A 20,037-nucleotide genomic window follows, 5' to 3' on the forward strand; every position below is an offset into this window, starting at 1 on the left:
CTCATGTCGATCGAAGTGCGTAACGTCAGCAAGCGTTTCAACCAGTTCCAAGCGTTGAACAGCATTGACCTGGATATCCGCAGCGGTGAATTGGTGGCGCTGCTCGGCCCGTCCGGTTGTGGCAAAACCACGCTTTTGCGGATCATTGCCGGCCTGGAAACGCCCGACCAGGGCACTATCGTCTTTCATGGCGAGGACGTGTCCGGCCACGATGTGCGGGATCGCAACGTGGGCTTCGTGTTCCAGCACTATGCCTTGTTTCGCCACATGAGCGTGTTCGACAACGTGGCGTTTGGCTTACGGATGAAACCCAAGGCCCAGCGGCCCAGCGAGACAAGAATCGCTGAGAAGGTCCACGAGTTGTTGAGCATGGTTCAACTGGACTGGCTCTCTGATCGCTACCCCGAACAGTTGTCCGGCGGCCAACGCCAACGTATCGCCCTGGCTCGTGCCTTGGCGGTCGAGCCCAAGGTGCTGCTGCTCGACGAACCCTTTGGGGCCTTGGACGCCAAGGTGCGCAAGGAGCTACGCCGATGGCTGGCTCGCCTGCACGAGGACATTAACCTCACCTCCGTATTCGTGACCCACGACCAGGAAGAGGCCATGGAAGTGGCGGACCGCATCGTGGTGATGAACAAGGGCGTGATCGAGCAGATTGGCTCTCCAAGTGAAGTGTATGAGCAGCCGGCCAGCGACTTTGTGTACCACTTTCTGGGGGATTCCAACCGCTTGCATCTGGGGGGCGACCAACCCGTGCAGTTCCGCCCGCACGAAGTGTCCCTCGCGCGTGCCGAGGTGGAGGCACACCATGCGGGCCGAGTGCGGGACATACGGCCGTTGGGCGCCACTACCCGCATCACCTTGAAGGTAGAAGGTCAGGACGAGTTGATCGAAGCGGAAGTGGTCAAGGACCACGACAGCCTGACCGGGCTGAGCCGGGGCGATACCTTGTTCTTCAGGCCCAAGGGCGTCTGATGGGCTGCAAGCTGAGAAAAATTCATAGGCAACTGTGAAAAAGATATTTCAACGGCATAAGGGAATTGAGTATTGTTCCTGCCCTCTGCTGGCACATTAATAACTACCCATTAATAAATAAGGGTCATTCATGAAAAAGGCGTTTTTGTTCTCGGCATTTGCTGCCGCGCTCTCGGTAGCAGGTTTCACTCACGCGGGGGAAAAACTCGTGGTAGCCGCTACGCCTATTCCTCACGCCGAGATTCTTGAGCTGGTGAAGCCCGCTCTAGCTAAGGAAGGCGTGGACCTCGAAGTCAAAGTGTTTACCGACTACGTGCAGCCAAACGTGCAGGTAAACGAAAAGCGCCTGGACGCCAACTACTTCCAGACCGAACCCTACCTGAACAGCTTCAACGAAGGTAAAGGCACCCACCTGGTGACCGTAATCGGCGTTCACGTTGAGCCCTTCGGCGGCTACTCGAAGAAAATCAAGAACCTCTCCGAGTTAAAAGACGGCGCCACCGTGGCCATTCCGAACGAAGGCAGCAACAGCGGCCGCGCCCTGCTGCTATTACAGAAGGCTGGCGTGCTCACCTTGAAAGACCCGAAAAATGCCCTGGCGACCCCCAAGGACATCGACAGCAACCCGAAGCACCTGAAGTTCAAGGAGCTTGAGTCGGCCATGTTGCCCCGCGTGCTGAACGAGGTGGACCTGGACATGATCAACACCAACTATGCCTTGGAGGCTGGGCTGAACCCTGCCAAGGACGCCTTGGTGATCGAAGATAAAGACTCTCCATATGTGAACTTCCTGGTTGCCCGCCCGGACAACAAAGACAGCGACGCCATCCAAAAGCTGGCCAAGGCGCTGACCTCGCCTGAAGTGAAAGCCTTTATCGAGAAGAAGTACAACGGCGCGGTATTGCCTGCGTTCTGATCCGCGTCGGCTGGCCGCCCTACGGCTACTTAGCTGAGCATTACCCGGGCTTGTGTGCGTTTAAACAGGCGCACGCAAGCCAGCGCTCCATGCCCTCCTTTTCATTGCCCGCTGTAACGCCTTCTCCGCGCTTAAATACGCTACTTCCCCACAATTGACCCTTTACAATCGGTTACAGTCGGATCATCGAATAATCCGTGCAAAGGGAGTGTGCATGACGCGTGCATGGGGAAAGGCAGTAGCCTGTGGGCTGCTGTCAGTAGTGCTGTATGGCTGTGGTGAAGAACCGGCTTCGCAGCCAGAGCGGCCGCGGGTCAAGGTGCAGAATGTGCAGGCCGCGGCGTTTATACCAAAGGTTGAGGTGACCGGCGACGTTCAGGCCCGCGTGCAGACGCAACTGTCCTTTCGCGTAGGCGGTAAGGTCATCCAGCGCAACGTGGATGTAGGCGACCGTGTAGCCGCACGCCAGGTGCTGGCACGGCTCGATCCAAAGGACCTGCGCATCAACGTAGACTCCGCCACTGCTGCGGTAGGCGCTGAACAGGCTCGGGTGAAGCAGGCCAGCGCGGCATTCGACCGTCAGGCCAAATTACTACCCAAGGGCTATACCAGCCAAAGCGAATACGACTCCGCCCAGGCAGCCCTGCGCAGTAGCCAAAGCGCGCTGTCGGCTGCTCAAGCACAATTGGCCAACGCACGAGAGCAACTGGGCTATACCGACCTAACTACTGAAGCAGCAGGCGTTATCACTGCTCGCCAGGCTGAAGTAGGGCAGGTGGTACAAGCCACACAGCCTATGTTCAGCCTGGCACGCGACGGTGAGCGGGATGCGGTGTTCAATGTGTTTGAAGGGGCATTCGTGCAGCCTACGGGGGGCGCCTCGATTACCGTACGTTTGCTGGAAGACCCCAGCGTGACCGTGCAGGGCAAGGTGCGTGAGGTCACGCCAACGGTGTCGGCGCAAACCGGCACCCTGCAAGTGAAGGTTGCGCTAGAGGCGCTGCCCGCTCGCATCCGCCTGGGGTCAGTCGTCACTGGCCTACTCGAAGCACCTGCCAAGCCTGCCGTGGAGCTGCCCTGGTCTGCCCTTACCAAAGATATTCATGACTCCGCGGTGTGGCTGCTCAAAGGCGATACCGTGAGCCTGCACAAAGTGACAGTGGGCCGCTACCTCACCGGTAAGGTCATCGTCACCGACGGCCTGGCGGATGGCGACCGAGTGGTCATCGCCGGTGGGCAGTTACTGCATCCTGATATGCAGGTGGACGTTGCCGAGGAGGCCGCGCAATGAAGTTCTGGCACGCGCTCCCTTTATTGTTGCTGGCCGGTTGTTCGGATGATCCGCCGCCCCCAGAGCCCATACGTCCCGTCTTGTCTGCTGCGGTCACTGCCGTGGAGCAACAAGCGCTTGGCCGTTTTGCCGGTAATATCGCGCCACGTTACCAGAGCACCCTGGGCTTTAGGGTAGGCGGGCGTATTGCCCAGCGTTTGGTAGACGTAGGCAGCGAGGTCAAGCGGGGCGATTTATTAGCCGTACTCGACCCCACCGACCAACAGAATCAACTGCGTACGCGGCAGGGCGACCTGAGCCGCGTCGAAGCCCAGTGGATCAACGCCCAGGCCAACAGCCGGCGTCAGCAAGAGTTGTATGACCGGGGCGTCGGTTCCACCGCGCTGTTGGATCGCGCCACCGCAGACCTGAAAACCTCCAAGGCGTCACTGGAGCAGGCCAGGGCCGCCGCTAACCAGGCGCGCGACCAGGTAGGTTACAGCGAGCTGCGCGCCGACCATGACGCGGTGGTGACGGGCCTGAGTGCCGAGGCAGGGCAAGTGGTCACGGCCGGGCAAGAGGTGGTAACCCTGGCACGGCCGGATGTAAAAGAGGCGGTGATTGACCTGCCTTCGTCCCTGGCGGAGCAACTGCCCCCCGATGTGACGTTTTACGTTCAGGCGCAGTTGGCCCCCAGCGTAGGCACGCGCGCTACCCTGCGCGAGATTGAGCCTCAAGCCAACAGCACCACGCGGACCCGACAAGTGCGTTTAAGCCTGGAGACCACGCCCCCCGAACTCAGGCTCGGGACCGCGATCAGTGTAACCGCCAGCCGTCAGGTGGCACTGCGTGGGGAGATACCGGTGCAAGCGCTCCAAAACACCCGTGGGCATTTCCAGGTATGGGTGATCGACGAACAGGCTCACACCGTTTCGCCCCGTCCGGTGACCGTTATGGAGCGCAATAGCGAGACCGCCATCATCGACACGGGTGTGCGCCCTGGCGAGCGGGTGGTGATTGCCGGGCTGAACAGCCTCAAGCCGGGGCAGCAGATCAAACTTGACCAAGGGAAGGGCCAATGAGCGGCAGTAAGTTCAACCTCTCGGACTGGGCGCTGCGACACCAGTCGTTCGTGTGGTACCTGATGTTCGTGGCCCTGCTCATGGGGGTGCTGTCTTACATGAAGCTGGGCCGTGAGGAGGATCCAGCCTTCACCATCAAGACCATGGTGATTCAAACCCGGTGGCCCGGCGCCACTCAGGATGAGACCCTCAAGCAGGTCACTGATCGCATTGAGAAGAAGCTCGAAGAGCTCGATTCGCTGGACTACACCAAAAGCTACACGCGCCCAGGTGAGTCCACGGTGTTCGTGTACCTGCGCGATACCACCCAAGCCGAGGCGATTCCGCACATCTGGTACGAGGTGCGTAAGAAGATCGACGACATTCGAGGCGATTTCCCCCAGGGGTTGCAAGGGCCGGCCTTCAACGATGAGTTCGGCGACGTCTACGGCTCGATCTATGCGTTCACCGCTGATGGCCTGAGCATGCGCCAGTTGCGCGACTACGTAGAGCAGGTACGCGCCGGCATCCGCCAGGTCGAGAACTTGGGCAAGGTTGAAATGATCGGGGAGCAGGAAGAGGTGATTTACCTCAACTTCTCTACCCGTAAGCTGGCGGCGCTAGGCCTGGATCAGCGCCAGGTGGTGCAAGCGCTACAAGCACAAAACGCGGTCACACCGGCAGGCGTGATCGAAGCAGGCCCTGAACGTATCTCGGTCCGCACCACCGGCCAGTTCAAGTCTGAGGCCGACCTGCGCGAGATCAACCTCAGGGTCAATGATCGCTTTTACCGGCTTGTCGACGTCGCAGAGATCACGCGGGGTTACGTAGAGCCCCCCGCGCCCATGTTCCGCTTCAACGGCCAACCTGCCGTTGGCCTGGCGGTTGCCATGCGCGATGGCGGCAACATCCAGGCCTTTGGCAAGGCACTGCATGCGCGCATGACTGAACTGACTGCCGAGTTGCCGGTGGGCGTGGGCGTGCACACCGTGTCTGACCAGGCTGCCGTGGTGGAGAAGGCTGTGGGCGGCTTTACCAGCGCGCTGTTCGAAGCCGTCATCATTGTGATGGTGGTGAGCTTCGTCAGCCTGGGTATCCGTGCGGGGTTGGTCGTGGCCTGTTCCATTCCGCTGGTGCTGGCCATGGTGTTTGTATTCATGGAGTACAGCGGGATCACCATGCAGCGGATCTCATTGGGCGCGTTGATCATCGCCTTGGGGCTGTTGGTGGATGACGCCATGATCACGGTGGAGATGATGGTCACTCGGTTGGAGCAAGGCGATGACCGAAAAAAGGCCGCAACCTTCGCCTACACCTCTACCGCCTTTCCCATGCTCACCGGCACCTTGGTCACGGTGGCAGGTTTTACCCCCATTGGCCTGAACGCCAGCTCTGCCGGCGAGTACACCTTTACCCTGTTCGCCGTGATTGCCGTCGCGATGTTGGTGTCCTGGGTCGTGGCGGTATTCTTCGCGCCGGTCATCGGTGTGCACATCCTCAGCGAGAAAGTCGCAGGTAAGCACTCGGACGAGCCAGGTCGAGTAGGCCGTGCGTTCAATAACGCGCTAGTCGGCTGCATGCGGCACCGTTGGCTGACGATCATCGGCACCTTGCTGCTGTTTGCGTTGGCACTGTTCTGCATGCGCTTCGTGCAGAACCAGTTCTTCCCCTCTTCTGACCGGCCTGAGCTATTGGTAGATCTGAACCTGCCACAAAACGCTTCGATTCACGAAACCGAGCGGGAGGTGAACAAACTCGAGGCGATCATCAAGGACGATCCCGACATCGTGCGCTGGAGCACCTACATCGGTGAAGGCGCTATTCGTTTCTACCTGCCGCTGGACCAACAGCTGCAAAACCCCTATTACGCGCAGTTGGTGATAGTCAGCAAAGGCCTGGAAGAGCGCGAAGGCTTGGCGCAGCGACTGCGTGAACGGCTACGGCAAGATTTCGTTGGCATTGGCACCTACGTGCAGCCATTGGAAATGGGCCCGCCGGTCGGGCGGCCGCTGCAGTACCGTGTGAGCGGGAAGGACTTGGACGAGGTCCGCCAGCACGCCATCGACCTAGCCACGTTGCTGGATAAGAATTCGCACGTGGGCGACATGATTTTTGACTGGAACGAGCCGGGCAAGGTGTTGCGCATCGATATTGCTCAGGACCGTGCCCGCCAGTTGGGGTTGTCGTCCGAAGACGTTGCCAAGCTTATGAACACCATTGTCAGCGGTGCCCCTATCACCCAGATCAACGACGATATCTACCTGGTGAACGTAGTAGGGCGCGCGGAGGACGCCGAGCGAAACTCACCGGATACCCTGCAAAACCTGCAAATCGTTACCCCGAGTGGCGTCTCGATTCCGTTGTTGTCGTTCGCCACCGTGCGCTACGAGCTTGAGCAGCCGCTGGTGTGGCGCCGTGACCGGATGCCCACGGTCACGCTCAAGGCCGCCGTGCGCGATAGCGTTCAGCCCACCGACCTGGTGGCGCAGCTCAAGCCGGAGATCGATAAATTCTCCGCACAGTTGCCAGCGGGCTACAACGTAGCCACGGGCGGTACGGTCGAAGAAAGCGGCAAGGCCCAAGGCCCTATCGCACAGGTGGTGCCATTGATGTTGTTCTTGATGGCCACCTTCCTGATGATCCAGCTGCACAGCGTGCAGAAGATGTTCCTGGTGGCCAGCGTGGCGCCCCTTGGCTTGATCGGCGTGGTCGTGGCCTTGGTGCCCACTGGTACGCCCTTGGGCTTCGTGGCGATCCTAGGGGTACTGGCGCTGATCGGTATCATCATCCGCAACTCGGTGATCCTGGTGACCCAGATCGATAGCTTCGAGCGAGAGGGGTATAAGCCGTGGGACGCCGTGGTAGAAGCCACCCAGCACCGTCGCCGGCCGATCTTGCTCACCGCCGCTGCCGCCAGCCTGGGTATGATCCCCATCGCCCGTGAAGTGTTCTGGGGCCCCATGGCCTATGCCATGATCGGCGGCATCATCAGCGCCACCCTGCTCACGCTGTTGTTCCTGCCGGCGCTGTATGTGGCCTGGTATCGGATCAAGGAATAACCGGTTACGGCGGCCCGGGCGTACATCGCCTGCAACGCTTCGGCAACTGGCGTTACCTCCTACCCCGTGTAGGAGGTAACGCCAGTTGCCGAATGATTTAGGTCAGCCAATGCTCAGCTCAAGCGGAACCGCGCGATCTGCTCCTGCAGACGGTCACTCAGCGTCGCCATGCCGGCACTCGAGTGCGCCGTTTGGCTGCTGGCCTGCGCGGTCTGCTCGGCGATATCGCGCACGTTCAATACGCTGCGGTTGATCTCCTCGGCCACTGAGCTCTGCTGTTCCGCCGCCGTTGCGATCTGAAGGTTCATCTGCTGGATGCTGGAGACCGATGTGGTGATGTGTTTCAACGCAGCACCGGCATCGTTACCCAGCACCAGGGTATTGGCGGTGAGGTCCCGGCTGTTCTTAGTCAAGGCTGTCACCTTGTTCACGCCGTCCTTGAGCTTGGTAATCAGGGTTTCGATTTCAGTGGTGGACTGCTGCGTACGCTGCGCCAAGCCGCGCACTTCGTCGGCAACCACGGCAAAACCTCGCCCCGCTTCACCCGCGCGAGCGGCTTCAATGGCAGCGTTCAAGGCCAGTAAATTGGTTTGCTCAGCCACCGACTTGATGACATCCAGCACGCTACCAATCTGATCACTCTCGTGTTGCAACTGCTGAACCGCCTCTGACGAGAGAATCATCTGGGCAGACAGGCGATCCATCTCAGTGATGGCTTGGTTTACCTTGCGATCACCCTCTTGCGCCTGCTGGTCAGCCGCTTCGGCGGCATTCGACGCTTGCGCGGCATTGGCGGCCACCTCTTGCACGGTGGCCGTCATTTCATTCATGGCGGTCGCCACTTGATCGGTTTCGGTGCGCTGCTGGGCAATACCGACGTTTGCCGTGTCGGTAATCTGTAACAGCTGCCTCGACACCTCATTGATTTGCAAAGCGCCCGAGCCGATGTGGCTGATCAACCCGCGCAGGCTTTTGACCATGGCCTGGGTGCTGCTTTGAAGCTGCCCCAGTTCGTCTGCACGGTCGGTCACGATGTCTTCGCTGAGGTCACCGTTGGCGATCCTGTTCGATGCCCTTACCACTGCGGTCAAAGGCGCAACGATTTGCCGGGTAATCAGCCAGGCCGCAAGCACCGCTAGCACCAGCGCTACAATCAGGCCGCTGAGCATCTGCGCCTTGGCGCTGTGTTCGTCATGGTTCCGGATGGCAACCTGGCTCTGCTGAATTCGGTGGCTGGCCTCCTTCATCAACAGGCCTTGCTCAGACATGGCCGTGGCCGCTGCCTGGCTGGCCTGGATGCCTTTAGTGAAGGACACGAATGCCGCTTTGTATTGCCCCAGGAATTGATCCGCTGCAACAAGAGGCTGGCGTTGGTCTGTGGGGGTGTCCGCGATGAGTTTTTGGAGGTCAGCGACCACGCCGTCCAATGCCTGAGACGCAGCACTCAGGGATTTGTCATTCTGTTCGAAGATATATCCGCGCACCAAATACCGAATATGCAGTAACTGCTGATACGTTTTACTCACCCGCTCAATCAATTGAAGTTGCTGAGTATCCAGCGTGTTGTAAGCCTCTTGGTAGAGCTGCTGCTGAAGCGTGTCGAAGGCTTTGAATGCGTTATTGCCAGAGGCGACCAGGCCGGCGCGTGCCTGATCGCGATTGGCTTGCGCAGTGACCAAGGCGGTGAGCGCCGTTTCATAGCGCTGACCGGCGGTTTGTATGTTAATGAGTTCGTCATGCTGCCGTTGAGGCAGCGTCTCGAGCCCTTTCACAATCTGCTGATTGAGCCCGGTTATCATGCCCTGAAGCCGCTCGGCGTCTGCTCTGTCACCCTGAGCGATGAACTGCTCGCGGATGATTTGCGCTTCAAGTAACGCAGATTCGATTTGGCTTACGCTGTATAAGTCATCAGCGCTTTTTATCATGAGGTTGGTACTTTTGAGACCAATCCCGGTAGTTACAACCGTTAGCAGAAGCAGAATTCCAAAGCCAGCCGCTAGCTTTTTACTTATGGAAAGGTCTACAAAAAAGCGTGGCACCATACTCATGATTATCGTCCTTATTTATCTGGCTGAGTGCAGTTTCCAGAAGGGCTGTAGGTGAAGAACAGGAAATACACGGTGTAGGAGGATAGCGGCGGGCGCTCAATAAACTTTAACGCCCCCCGTCGGCTTGTAGACTTTTAGTAGGAAGGCTTTTGGAAGGCTCTATGTCAAGGGTACTTGCAGGAGCGCCTTGGGGCGGAAGCTAATGGCTTGGTAGCGATGCATCTCCCCGCGTGGTTATCAAGAGCCCAACCGCATCCCGGCTACGCCGATGACGAAAGGTTTGATCTTCTGCCGTTGGCAAGCCTGAGCTATTAACAGGTTGAGCTAATCCCGCTTCGGCTTTTTGTTAGATGGGCTCGCCTTCCTGGATGAACATTATGTTATTGACTCTTGCCCTGACGAAGGGAACGTCTGGAGAGAGGTGAGAGCGAATGAAGTGTGCAACTGCTTCCTTTTCACCCTGTTTGCAGGGCGGTTGCCAAGGCTGAGTGCAACACAGCTATTGAGTTAAGGAGGGGGGCTGGTGATGCTTAGCCATCATAGCCGTCATCATTTCAATGGGGCATTTGTAATCAAATCGCTGACGCGGACGGATGTTCAACTGGTACGCAATGGCATCCAGTTGCTCCTGACTTACACCTGACAGATCGGCTCCCTTAGGCAAATACTGGCGGATCAATCCGTTAATGTTTTCGTTGCTGCCCCGCTGCCAAGGGCTGTGCGGGTCGCAGAAGTAGATCGCCACGCCAGTGCGCTGGGTGATTTCAGCGTGCCGCGCCATTTCACGACCCCTGTCATACGTCAGCGTTTTACGCGCCGCCAGTGGCATACGATTCAATGCCGCACTAAAGCCCTCAACAGCCGAGGTGGCCGTCGCATCGTTCATCCTGACCAGCATCAGATAGCCTGTACTTCGCTCCACCAGGGTCCCGACAGCCGATGCATTGGCCTTGCCCTTTATGAGATCGCCTTCCCAATGGCCCGGCATTTGCCGATCCTCTACCTCTGGCGGTCGTACGTGAATGCTGACCAGATCAGGGATTTGACCGCGCCGGTCAACACCGCCAGACCGTGGGCGCCTGGTGGTGTTGCCTTGGCGAAGGCAGATGATCAGTTCCTTGCGAAGCTCGCCCACTGGCAGCGCATAGATGGCGTTGTAGATGGTCTCGCGACAGACGAAGGTGTCTTCAAAGTTAGGAAATTCCATGGACCTGAGCTTGCCTGCAATTTGCTGTGGGGAAAAGCGTTGTCGCAACAGATAGACCACAAGATCGAACAGGTCGCTGCCTGGGACCAGCTTTAGCGCAGGGCGGCAGACCTGGCGGCGAGAGCGCATGTGTTGCTGGGCTTGGCTGGCTGAATAGCGATGAGCGGTCAGACTGTTGCGGCGCACTTCGCGGCTGATGGTCGAAGGGCTTCGGTCGAGCATCCTGGCAATGGCCCTCAGGCTCAGGCCCTGAAGAGTGCCTATTTGGATGGTCACGCGTTCTTCGATGTTGAGCTCTTGATAGGACATAGGCATACCGTACCGGAAAGGTCAGGTGTTGCACTCAGTTTTTGCCGCTATCCAGAATATATTTTTGCACCAAACTCCATGCTTTATGTTCACCGCTTCTCTGTTCACAACAATGGCTAGCTGCGTGGCCTGTCCCCACTTATAGGTAAGGTGGTTATACTGGGTCTGAAGCTGCTGATATTCCTGCGAATTGGCCATGGACAGATAAACTATCGCCATGCCACCTGGGCCGATGAGTGCGCCGAGCATAAAGCCTGGGTCAATGCTGACCAAATACAGGGAGACCACAACTATGAACCCTGTAGCCCATTTCACCAGAGTCAAATGCCATTTAGGTGTATCTTTCCATTCGCAGTATTCCCAGCCTGTTTTTGTAAATCGGTAGGCGATGTTTGTGGTTTGGCCTAACCCGCTCCATACCATCAAGGTAAAGATTGAAAAGAAGGTCAAACTGCAGAGCGTTCGCCACGGCTCCCCCATGGATTCGTACACCGAATAAAGAATCAGCGCTATGACGAAATAAACTGCAGCTATTATTGAAAATCCTATATTGGCTACAAAGGTGCTGTAATTTCTCGCCTTTAGCGTCCAGGCAAGAAGCTCAGGCTCACGCATGTACTTCCAGGTAAGGCGAGGCGGGAGGACGATGGGTCTTCTGAAGTTAAACATAAGCACACTCATTTAGACTGCACCGGCACGCTGAGCGTCAGGGCTTTAACCCTTTCTCGGTACCCTGTGTTCAATAGCATGATGTCTCCCGTATCCGCAGGCTCTGCGCTGAAGGCGGTGTTTAGGCGGTCGGCTTCTTTAGTGCCCGTCAAAGACTCCAGGCGGAATAGGTAGCGCAAACGGCGTTCATCCTGGTGGGTTTCCAGGGGGTACAGGATTTCAAGCTCAAGAACCGGTGAGGGCAGGGTGGTCGCTAACCACACCTGCCAGAGGCGGTGCTCGTGTTTCTCGCTGTACGGGAAGTCTGTTTGCCGAGTAGTTGGCCCAGGAATGTCAGGCAGCTTACCGAGCAGGTCGGGGTCTACCCAGTGGCCCTGGAGGAACTGTTCGGTCACCTCCCAGCGTTGGTTTTCCAGTTGGTCCGGCACCAACACATGCTGACGGCCGAGGGCAGGCCTCAGCGTGACAGTGTTACCGGCCAGCCTGTTTGGTAGCAGCACCTGCACCCACACGCCTTGGGAGGTAGGGTAGGTATGTTCCCAGGCCAGCCTCAGCGTTTTGGCCAGTACGCTGGGGCGGTTGAGGATGTGCATCAGGGCCTGCATCTGCTTGGCATGGCCGTATTTACCCTGCCATTCGGCAATGGCGCCACGGCCCCACTCACACCGGTAGAGCCATAGCCGCAGCCCTTCGCGCTTGTAGCGGTAGGCTTCTTTTGTAATCCAAAGGTAGGCAATGCCCAGGACAGCGATGATGATTGCCACCGGTGTGGACATTAACCAACTGAAGGGGAACCAGGCGCCGAGGAGTGCTCCGCCCATCTGCCCAAAAGCCACCGCCCCCATTGCTACCACTACACCAAACTTAGTCCACAACAGCCCATTTTCGACGCCGCTACTAGCCTTATCAATATCCGTCCGTAACTGCCAAGCCTCCAACCATGCCGCAACCGCTCCCAGCGCAGCCCATGTAGCGGTGCGTATGATCAACCCTTTTGAAATCGCTGCAAATTCGTTTGCGGTGGCCGCTTTAAGATTATCTCCTGCCCCAGCCAGGCGATTGGCATGGCCCAGCCACTTCGTATACCCCGCCTGTGTCACCTTCAGTGCTTCACCAGTGAATTCCATCACCATCCCACCCGCTCGACTCCACGCAGGCGCCACCCATAACGCAGCCAGGGCGTTAGCGGCATAGGCGCTGTTGGCGCCCAGCGTGCGCAGCTCATCTGCAGTAAATCTGCCGTCGTTGGCGGCACTTTGTGCGGTGTGGTGGAGGTTCCACAGGTTCAGCGCCACGACCAGGGAGGGCAGTGCCGTGCCCAAGTCCAGGTTGAACCAGTATTTGAGGTGTTGCGCGGGCGAGACGCGGTCCGCACCCTTTACCTGAGCGCGCGCTTCGGCCTGGCCCATGTCGCTCAACCAGCCGTTGAGGTCTGTTATCGATGCATTCACCTGAGTGTGACCGGTGACCTTGGCGGTGACCTGAAGCGGGCGCTGCAGGAAAAGGGTATTGAGGCGCTCGTTCAACCGGAACAGCCGGATGCGCGCGGCGTGGTGGTCGTGGGCCGGGGCGGGCCGCTGCAGCAGCGCGTTAAGGTCGTTGACCTGGTGTTGCAGGCCCCTGAGCTCAAGCAGCCACGCTTGGAATTCGCCTGCGTAATTACCATTGAAGATCAGCTGAGTACCGCTGGACAGCTCCTTGGAGATCAGGGCGTGGGTGACCGCCTGTATCAGTGCGGTCTCGGCAGTCAGGGTACCCACATAGAGGCTGACCAACCCATGCCAGGCGGTTTTCGCCAGGCCGTTGGCCACCTCCAGCAGGGTGCTGAGGCTGCGTTGGGTGACCTTGCTGGCGGCTTGATAGGGCGGGCTGTCGCGCAGCACCACCAGGTCGAACACGGCGTTGAGTTCATTTACCCGCGTGCCCACGTTGGTTACGTCCCCTGGGTTGCCGATGGCCAGGCCCGGGGTGCTGCCATCGCCGTGGCCTTTACCGTCCAGGCTGCCCGTGGTGCTAAAGCGATGCGCCACGGTAGTGAGCAGCTCGGCAAGCTCGGGGGTGAAGTTGAACCGCGCCAGGGCAAACAGCGTGGTCGGCTGCCGGGCTTGGTCGGTCAGCCACTGTTGACCACCCGTCACGCCGCTGAGGGTTTGGCAGACGGCGTGGGCCGTGCCCATCAACGCTGCGGCCTGGGTGGCGTTGCAGGGGTCGTGGAACACGGCCTCAGCGTGAGGAGGCAGCGCCTGGAGCCAGGCGGTGAGGTCTTCCCTGCTGCGCTCACAATGCGCATGCAGGCGCTCCATCAGGGTGCTGTTGCGGTCAAGGTAGTGGCGCGCGTCGTCGAGGCGCACGTCCTCTCTCCAGGTACGCCGGGCGTCCCACCGTTGCAGGTGCTCTTGCCATAGGCGGCGGTCGGGCAAGCGGCCCCATGTGGCGATGAACGCGTCGTCTGCGGCTTTCAGGTAGCCTGCATCGGCGAGCGACAGGCTCTGTACGCCGGGCTCGGTCAGGCTGTTGCGTGCATGCACCGCGTCATAGGCCTGGAATAGCGCATACAGGTCGTCGGTGTAGGCTTGTTGCTGAGTGCGGCCCTTAAGCTCGGCGGGGATGAGCGCCTCGGTGTCGCCGCCGCACAAGCGCTCCACCACCGCGGCGCTCTGCATCCGGTACTGGTGCTCGTTCTGGAATTGCTGCACCTCCTGCACCCGGCCACTCAGGCTCATGGTCAGGTCATCGATCAGGGCCAGGGGGTCGTCCAGGGCCACGAACAGGGCGGTGTCCTGGTCGGGTACGCCGCCGCGAACCCAGCACTCCTCGAACCCCGCCTTGAACGGCCCATCCGGCGCGGTGGGCCCTGTAGGCAGCAGGGTGCTGGTGAAAAAGGGTGGTGTTTCGCCGAAGGCGAAGATGTCCGCCACGCACCGGCTCAGCTCGGTAATCATCGCGCCGTGCGGCACGCTGGCCTCGGTGCAGAACTGGGGCAGGCTCAGGCGTCTGGTCCAGTGCGCCTGCTCGGGGTGCTGGCGAAAGCGCTCGCACAGACGCCAGGTCCACTGCACCGGCGAGTAGGCCATGCGCAGCTGGCTGCGGCGGGGGTACAGCACGTAGGGCAAGGGCTCGCCGGGGTTGTGGCGCACGTCCTGGTTGAGCTGGGCGTCGGTCCATTCGTGGCGGGTGAACTGGTGGCCCGTCACCTCGTATTCGTGGAAAGTCTCGTCGGTGCTGTTCCACACGTACAGCCAGCCGTCACGCAGTTGGCGCAGGGTGTAACTGCGGGTGACCAGCGCTGGCAGGTGGCTTGCCCAGCCTTTAGGCAGCGGGTGCGGGCCCTGTGGGCTGCCGGGCTGGCTGGGGGCTTCGTCCAAAGCATAGCGCACCGGGAAAATCGCCACCTCCGCCGATTGAAGTGGGCACAGGCCCATGCCGAAGGGGGCGTTGCTGAAGGCTTGGTTGCGCCTGGCCCGGTGCAGTTGGGCGCGGTATTCAGGGTCGTCCATTGGACCTCCTTGGTCAGTTCGTTGCACAGGCAGGCCTTTGCCTAGGTGCTTAAACGGTGCTTTAGCGCGCAGTTGAATGGCTACCACCGTGTGGCAGCAATATTCCTCTATTCCATAAAGCCACTATCGGAGTTCTGGCCAGTAGAGTCAGGTGAGTCAAGCAGCCTTAATGCCGCAGACGGTAAAGAATAAACAATTAGTGCGTTAAATTAAATAAAGCTTTTAAAGCGACTTAAGTTTAATGGGGGTTTTCCTGGATTCCTGCAAGTTGACCAAATTACCGCTTTTCAAAGTGCGCAATAATTTGCGCAGTGGTAAGTAATTTTTTGCGCAATTATTAGGGGTGTGCGAATTTATAAATAAGTGTGAATGCGCTAGTACGTTAAATTGCGCATTTGCCTGGCCAGAATGGCATGCCGCTACGGTTGTTTCCTACAAGAAACACAGCGCTTATCAAGAGGCAGGTGACATAGGCATCGCAGCCCGAACCAGTAGGCGCTGGCTTCACGTTAGTTCGTGAAAAAGCGACCTGCCTCAGCAGGGTCGAACCCAGCCGCACGGGCCGCGATTAGGCTGATCCGCGTTACCCCAGAAATTTCCCCAAAAACTGCCGAGTACGTTCCTGCTGGGGCGAAGCGAACATCAGCTTGGGGTCGCCTTGCTCTACGATGTGGCCCTGATCGAAGAAAATCACACGGTTGGCCACATCCCTTGCAAAGCTCATTTCGTGGGTGACGATTACCATGGTGCGTTTTTCTTCGGCCAGGCCGCGAATGGTGGCCAATACCTCGCCCACCAGCTCAGGGTCGAGCGCAGACGTAGGCTCATCGAACAGGATCACCTGAGGCTGCATCGCCAGGGCGCGAGCAATGGCCACACGTTGCTGCTGGCCGCCTGATAGCCGGCGAGGGTAGGCGTCTTCCTTACCTGTAAGGCCTACCTTGGCCAACAGCGCTCTCCCAAGCGCCTGGGCTTGGGCCAGGGGCATCTTCTTCACCACCACGGGGCCTTCGATCACGTTTTCAAGGGCCGTCCGGTGGGGGAAGAGGTTGAAGTTCTGGAACACGAACCCTACCTGCTGGCGCAGTTGGCGTACGTCGGCCTGCTGCCGGGCGATGGGCTGGTCGGTGTCAATGCGTACCGCACCTACTTGAATGCGCCCTGCAGACGGCGTTTCCAGCAGGTTCAGACAGCGCAGGAAAGTGGTTTTGCCTGAGCCACTAGGGCCGATAATAGCGACTACCTCGCCCTCGGCCACCGTCAAGTCGATGCTGTCCAGCACGACCGTATCGTTGAATCGTTTTGTCAGGTGCTCTACCACAATCATTGCTCAATGCTCCAGGTCGTGGCGGTTGGCACGCTGTTCCAGACGATTCTGGAAATACGCAAGGATGCTGGCCAGTACCCAATAAATCAGTGCAGCACTCAGGTACATGGCAAAGATCTCGAAGGTGCGTGCTGTGACCAATTGTGCCTGGCGGAACAACTCGGGTACCTGGATCGTGGCAGCCAGGGCCGTGTCCTTGACCAGCGAGATAAAGCTATTACCCAGCGGCGGCAAAGCGGTGCGTGCCGCTTGAGGCAGGATGGTCCGGCGCAAGGTTTGCGCTCGGGTCATGCCGATGCTGGCCGCGGCTTCCCACTGCCCTCGGTCGATGGAGCTAATAGCCGCCCTTAGGATTTCACACGCATAGGCCGCCATGTTCAGCGAGAAGCCGATCAAGGCTGCGGCCAACGGGCTCAGTTCAAGCCCTACGGAGGGGAGCCCGTAATAGATCAGAAACAACTGCACCAGCAGCGGCGTGCCTCTGAAAAAGGACACGTAAACGCGGGCTATGCCCCGGACCGGCGCCAGGCGCGAGAGCCTCATCAGCGCCAGGGCGAACCCCAGCAGTAAGCCGAAGAACATGCCCCCCAGGCTGAGTACTACAGTGAACCAGGCGCCCTGGAGCAGGAAAGGAAGCGATTCCAGGGCGATGCGCAGGCTGTCTTGGTTCATTGGGTAACGTCAGCGCCAAACCACTTCTTCGACAGCGCGGCCAGACTGCCGTCGGCGCGCAGTGCAGCCAGGGCGTCATCGATGGCCTTGAGCAGCTCGGGCTCACCCTTGCGCAGGGCGATGCCGGACTCCTGGCGCGAGAAGGCATCGCCAGCCACTGCCAGCTGGTCGCCGGTTGTCTTGATGGTATCCAGGGCCGCGAGGCGGTCTACCAGGATGGCGTCGATGCGGTTGTTCATCAGGTCCTGGAATTTGGTGGGGTCATCTTCATAGGTACGCACGTCGGCTTTCGGCACATTGGCTTTCACCCACTGTTCGTAGTTGGTACCCAAGCCTACGCCCACTTTTTTATCTGCCAGGTCTGCAGGATTTTTGATGGTCGCCGCATCAGCCTTACGGGTAAGGGCCTGGATACCCGAAATGGTGTAAGGCACAGAGAAGTCGTACTTCTGCTCGCGCTCACCGGAAATGGTGACCTGGTTTACGACCACGTCCAGGCGCTTGGATTCCAGTGCAGCCAGGATCCCGTCCCACTTGGTGGGCTGGATATCGGCTTTGACACCCATCTGCTTGGCCAAGGCTTGCGACAGCTCCACTTCGAAGCCGGTCAGCTTGCCTTTGTCGTCCACGTAGCTGAAGGGCGGGTAAGTGCCTTCAAGGCCTACCTTGATAACGCCGCGGTCTTTGATCTGTTGGAGCTGCTCGCCGGCCTGGGTGTTGGCGGCAAAGGCAGCGGTAAGGGCAAGGGCGGTAAAGGCCAAGTGACGCAATGCATTCAAACGCATGGAATGATCCTTTCTAAGAGCCGGTCACACAGACCAGGCATCGGTATAGGCGAACAGCGCAGGTGCGCCTCCGGTGTGCAAAAACAGAATCGGGCCGTCTTCGAAACGCTCACGGCCTACACCATCGAGTAATCCGGCCATGGCCTTGGCCGTGTACACCGGGTCTAGCAGGATGCCTTCCTGGGCCGCCAGGAGTTTGATAGCGGCCAGGCCGCCTGCGTTCGGTTCGCCATAACGCGGCGCGTAATATTCGTCCCACAGGCGCACTTTGAACGCGTCGGGCAGCGGCACGCCAAGCAACTCGGCCGTGGCTTCAGCCAAGGCTTGTACCTTCGGCCGCTGCTGGTCTTCGTCGCGCGACACCGTAATACCTATCACCGGTAGCGTAGGCAGCCGCTCGCTCAAGGCCAGGGCCAACCCTGCATGAGTGCCGGCGCTCCCGCTGGCCAGTACCACGGCGGCAAAGGTCACGCCGCTGGCTTCGATCTGCTCGGCCAGCTCCAACCCGGCCCTCACATAGCCAAGCGTTCCCACCGGGCTAGAGCCGCCAATAGGCACGATATAGGGATGTTTGCCGGCCGTTTCCAGCCGCGCCGCCAGAGCTTCGAGCGAGGCTTGAGCGTTATCCAGGTTTTCTACCAGCTCCACCCGTGCATCGAACAGCTCCAGCAGCAGGCGGTTGCCATTGCTTAGGTAGTCGGGGTGCGTGGTGCCGGTGGGGTTTTCCAACAGGGCAAAGCAGGACAACCCTAACTGTGCAGCCAGCGCGGCAGTCTGGCGTACGTGATTGCTCTGGATCGCTCCAGCGGTCACCAGGGTATCCGCGCCTTTGGCCAAGGCATCGGCAGCCAGGTACTCGAGCTTGCGCAGCTTGTTACCGCCCAGCGCCAGTGGCGTGAGGTCATCGCGCTTGATATAGATGTTACGGTTCAACCAGGAAGAGAGCCGGTTGAGCTTTTCTAGCGGAGTGGCGGCCGGCATCAGGTCTAGACGGGGAAAACGTGAAAGCTGCTCGTTGATCATGGGGCGTCCGGTAAATGGCCAGTCCGCGATCATAGGCATGGCACACCGCCCAAGCAATACGTTCACCGCCTTGTCGTCTGCATTGAGGTGCATATGCCTGACGGTAAGCTCGACTGCGAAAAGGGTTATTTTTTCAATAGAGGGATTTCCCGTAGAGTGGGCGCCGGAGAGGCGCCATGCGCACGTCCTTAACACAGGAGACAGTACGGTGATGGAGAGTGGGCAAGGGTGGGGCAGGGTCAGCGGCCATTGGCAGCTCAACGATATAGTCGCCGATCTACGCGGCGCCCGGGAGCAATGGCGGCGGCAGAACGGCCGCAGTTGTGGGTCTAACGGCGGGCGCGAATTGCCGTCGCGCGAGGCCATGGCCAACATCCTCGAGCAACTGTGTGGGGCAATGTTTCCCATGCGCCTGGGGCCGGTCGACCTGCGTGAAGAGAGCGAAGACTTCTATGTAGGCCACACCCTGGACGCGGCACTCAATGGGCTTCTCGCACAAGCCAGGCTCGAATTGCGCTATGCCGGTCGCCATGGCCCCTGCAACACTGAACAGCTCGACGCCACGGCCCTTAGCCTGATCCAAGGCTTTGCCAGCGCGTTACCCGCCTTGCGCCGCATGCTGGACTCCGATGTCTTGGCGGCCTACCAGGGCGACCCGGCGGCCCGCAGCGTTGATGAGGTGCTGCTGTGCTATCCCGGCGTGACCGCCGTGATCCATCACCGCCTGGCGCACCACTTGTATCAGGCGGGCTTGCCGCTACTGGCACGCATCGCGTCGGAACTTGCGCATTCCAGTACCGGCATCGATATTCACCCCGGCGCCCGTATCGGCTCGAGTTTCTTCATCGACCACGGCACGGGCGTGGTGATTGGCGAAACCGCGATTATTGGTGAGCGGGTGCGTATTTACCAGGCCGTGACCCTCGGCGCGAAACGATTCCCTGCCGCCGAAGACGGCACCTTGCAAAAAGGCCTGCCGCGCCACCCCATCGTCGAAGATGACGTCGTGATCTACGCAGGGGCTACGATCCTTGGCCGTATCACCATCGGCAAAGGCTCTACCATCGGCGGTAACGTATGGCTGACGCGCAGTGTGCCACCGGGCAGTAACCTGACCCAGGCGAACCTGCAGCAGGATGAAGGCAGCGCGCGGTAAAGGCAGCCTGCGCACTGCCAGTTTGGCCTCTCTAGATAATCATGTTTAAATTGAACGATCGTT

14 protein-coding genes are annotated in these 20,037 nt (G+C 59.3%); 6 read left to right on the plus strand and 8 right to left on the minus strand.

The annotated features are described in order from the left end of the window. The first annotated feature begins 3 nt into the window (after positions 1–3). From AC4LE2_RS00930 to AC4LE2_RS00950, 5 genes are all read left to right on the plus strand, one after another. Positions 4–975 carry a sulfate/molybdate ABC transporter ATP-binding protein gene (locus AC4LE2_RS00930; protein ID WP_491823476.1) on the plus strand — a complete coding sequence of 324 codons (972 nt, stop codon included), beginning with the start codon at positions 4–6 and terminating at the stop codon, positions 973–975. Positions 976–1,105: 130 nt separating this feature from the next. Continuing rightward, complete coding sequence (locus tag AC4LE2_RS00935; RefSeq protein WP_491823478.1) at positions 1,106–1,891, plus strand: MetQ/NlpA family ABC transporter substrate-binding protein; 786 nt, start codon at positions 1,106–1,108, stop codon at positions 1,889–1,891. 214 nt (positions 1,892–2,105) lie between these two features. Beyond that, positions 2,106–3,182 (plus strand): efflux RND transporter periplasmic adaptor subunit, encoded by a 1,077-nt coding sequence (locus AC4LE2_RS00940; protein ID WP_491823480.1) that lies wholly within the window; start codon positions 2,106–2,108, stop codon positions 3,180–3,182. After that, entirely contained in the window at positions 3,179–4,243 is a 1,065-nt protein-coding gene (locus AC4LE2_RS00945; RefSeq protein ID WP_491823482.1) for an efflux RND transporter periplasmic adaptor subunit, read from the plus strand. Before AC4LE2_RS00940 ends, AC4LE2_RS00945 begins: the two co-directional genes overlap by 4 nt. Continuing rightward, entirely contained in the window at positions 4,240–7,281 is a 3,042-nt protein-coding gene (locus AC4LE2_RS00950; protein WP_491823484.1) for an efflux RND transporter permease subunit, read from the plus strand. Before AC4LE2_RS00945 ends, AC4LE2_RS00950 begins: the two co-directional genes overlap by 4 nt. Before the next feature lie 113 nt (positions 7,282–7,394). Here AC4LE2_RS00950 and AC4LE2_RS00955 read toward each other — a convergent pair whose 3' ends face one another. From AC4LE2_RS00955 to AC4LE2_RS00990, 8 genes are all read right to left on the minus strand, one after another. Next, positions 7,395–9,206 (minus strand): methyl-accepting chemotaxis protein, encoded by a 1,812-nt coding sequence (locus AC4LE2_RS00955; RefSeq protein WP_491823485.1) that lies wholly within the window; start codon positions 9,204–9,206, stop codon positions 7,395–7,397. A 622-nt stretch (positions 9,207–9,828) separates the two neighbouring features. Further along, positions 9,829–10,845 (minus strand): IS30 family transposase, encoded by a 1,017-nt coding sequence (locus AC4LE2_RS00960; protein ID WP_491823487.1) that lies wholly within the window; start codon positions 10,843–10,845, stop codon positions 9,829–9,831. Between the two features lie 21 nt (positions 10,846–10,866). After that, positions 10,867–11,460, minus strand: a complete 594-nt coding sequence (locus AC4LE2_RS00965; RefSeq protein WP_491823489.1) for a hypothetical protein — start codon at positions 11,458–11,460, stop codon at positions 10,867–10,869. A 62-nt stretch (positions 11,461–11,522) separates the two neighbouring features. After that, a complete protein-coding gene (locus AC4LE2_RS00970; RefSeq protein WP_491823490.1) occupies positions 11,523–15,011 on the minus strand; it encodes a T6SS effector BTH_I2691 family protein in 3,489 nt (1,162 codons plus the stop codon). A gap of 583 nt (positions 15,012–15,594) precedes the next feature. Beyond that, positions 15,595–16,338, minus strand: coding sequence for an L-cystine ABC transporter ATP-binding protein TcyN (gene tcyN, locus AC4LE2_RS00975; protein WP_491823492.1), 744 nt, complete (start codon positions 16,336–16,338; stop codon positions 15,595–15,597). A gap of 3 nt (positions 16,339–16,341) precedes the next feature. After that, entirely contained in the window at positions 16,342–17,010 is a 669-nt protein-coding gene (tcyL, locus tag AC4LE2_RS00980) for a cystine ABC transporter permease (protein WP_491823493.1), read from the minus strand. Continuing rightward, a complete protein-coding gene (tcyJ, locus tag AC4LE2_RS00985; protein ID WP_491823494.1) occupies positions 17,007–17,795 on the minus strand; it encodes a cystine ABC transporter substrate-binding protein in 789 nt (262 codons plus the stop codon). The genes tcyL and tcyJ overlap by 4 nt, the downstream gene beginning before the upstream one ends. Positions 17,796–17,819: 24 nt before the next feature. Next, on the minus strand, positions 17,820–18,818 hold the full coding sequence (locus AC4LE2_RS00990) for a D-cysteine desulfhydrase (RefSeq protein WP_491828017.1): 999 nt from the start codon (positions 18,816–18,818) through the stop codon (positions 17,820–17,822). A 211-nt stretch (positions 18,819–19,029) separates the two neighbouring features. Here AC4LE2_RS00990 and epsC point away from each other — a divergent pair, with 211 nt between their 5' ends. Then, the gene (gene epsC / locus AC4LE2_RS00995; protein WP_491823495.1) at positions 19,030–19,974 is read left to right on the plus strand and encodes a serine O-acetyltransferase EpsC; all 945 of its coding nucleotides are present in this window, start codon (positions 19,030–19,032) and stop codon (positions 19,972–19,974) included. Positions 19,975–20,037 lie beyond the last annotated feature (63 nt).

Source organism: Pseudomonas sp. 9.3L, assembly GCF_058536285.1.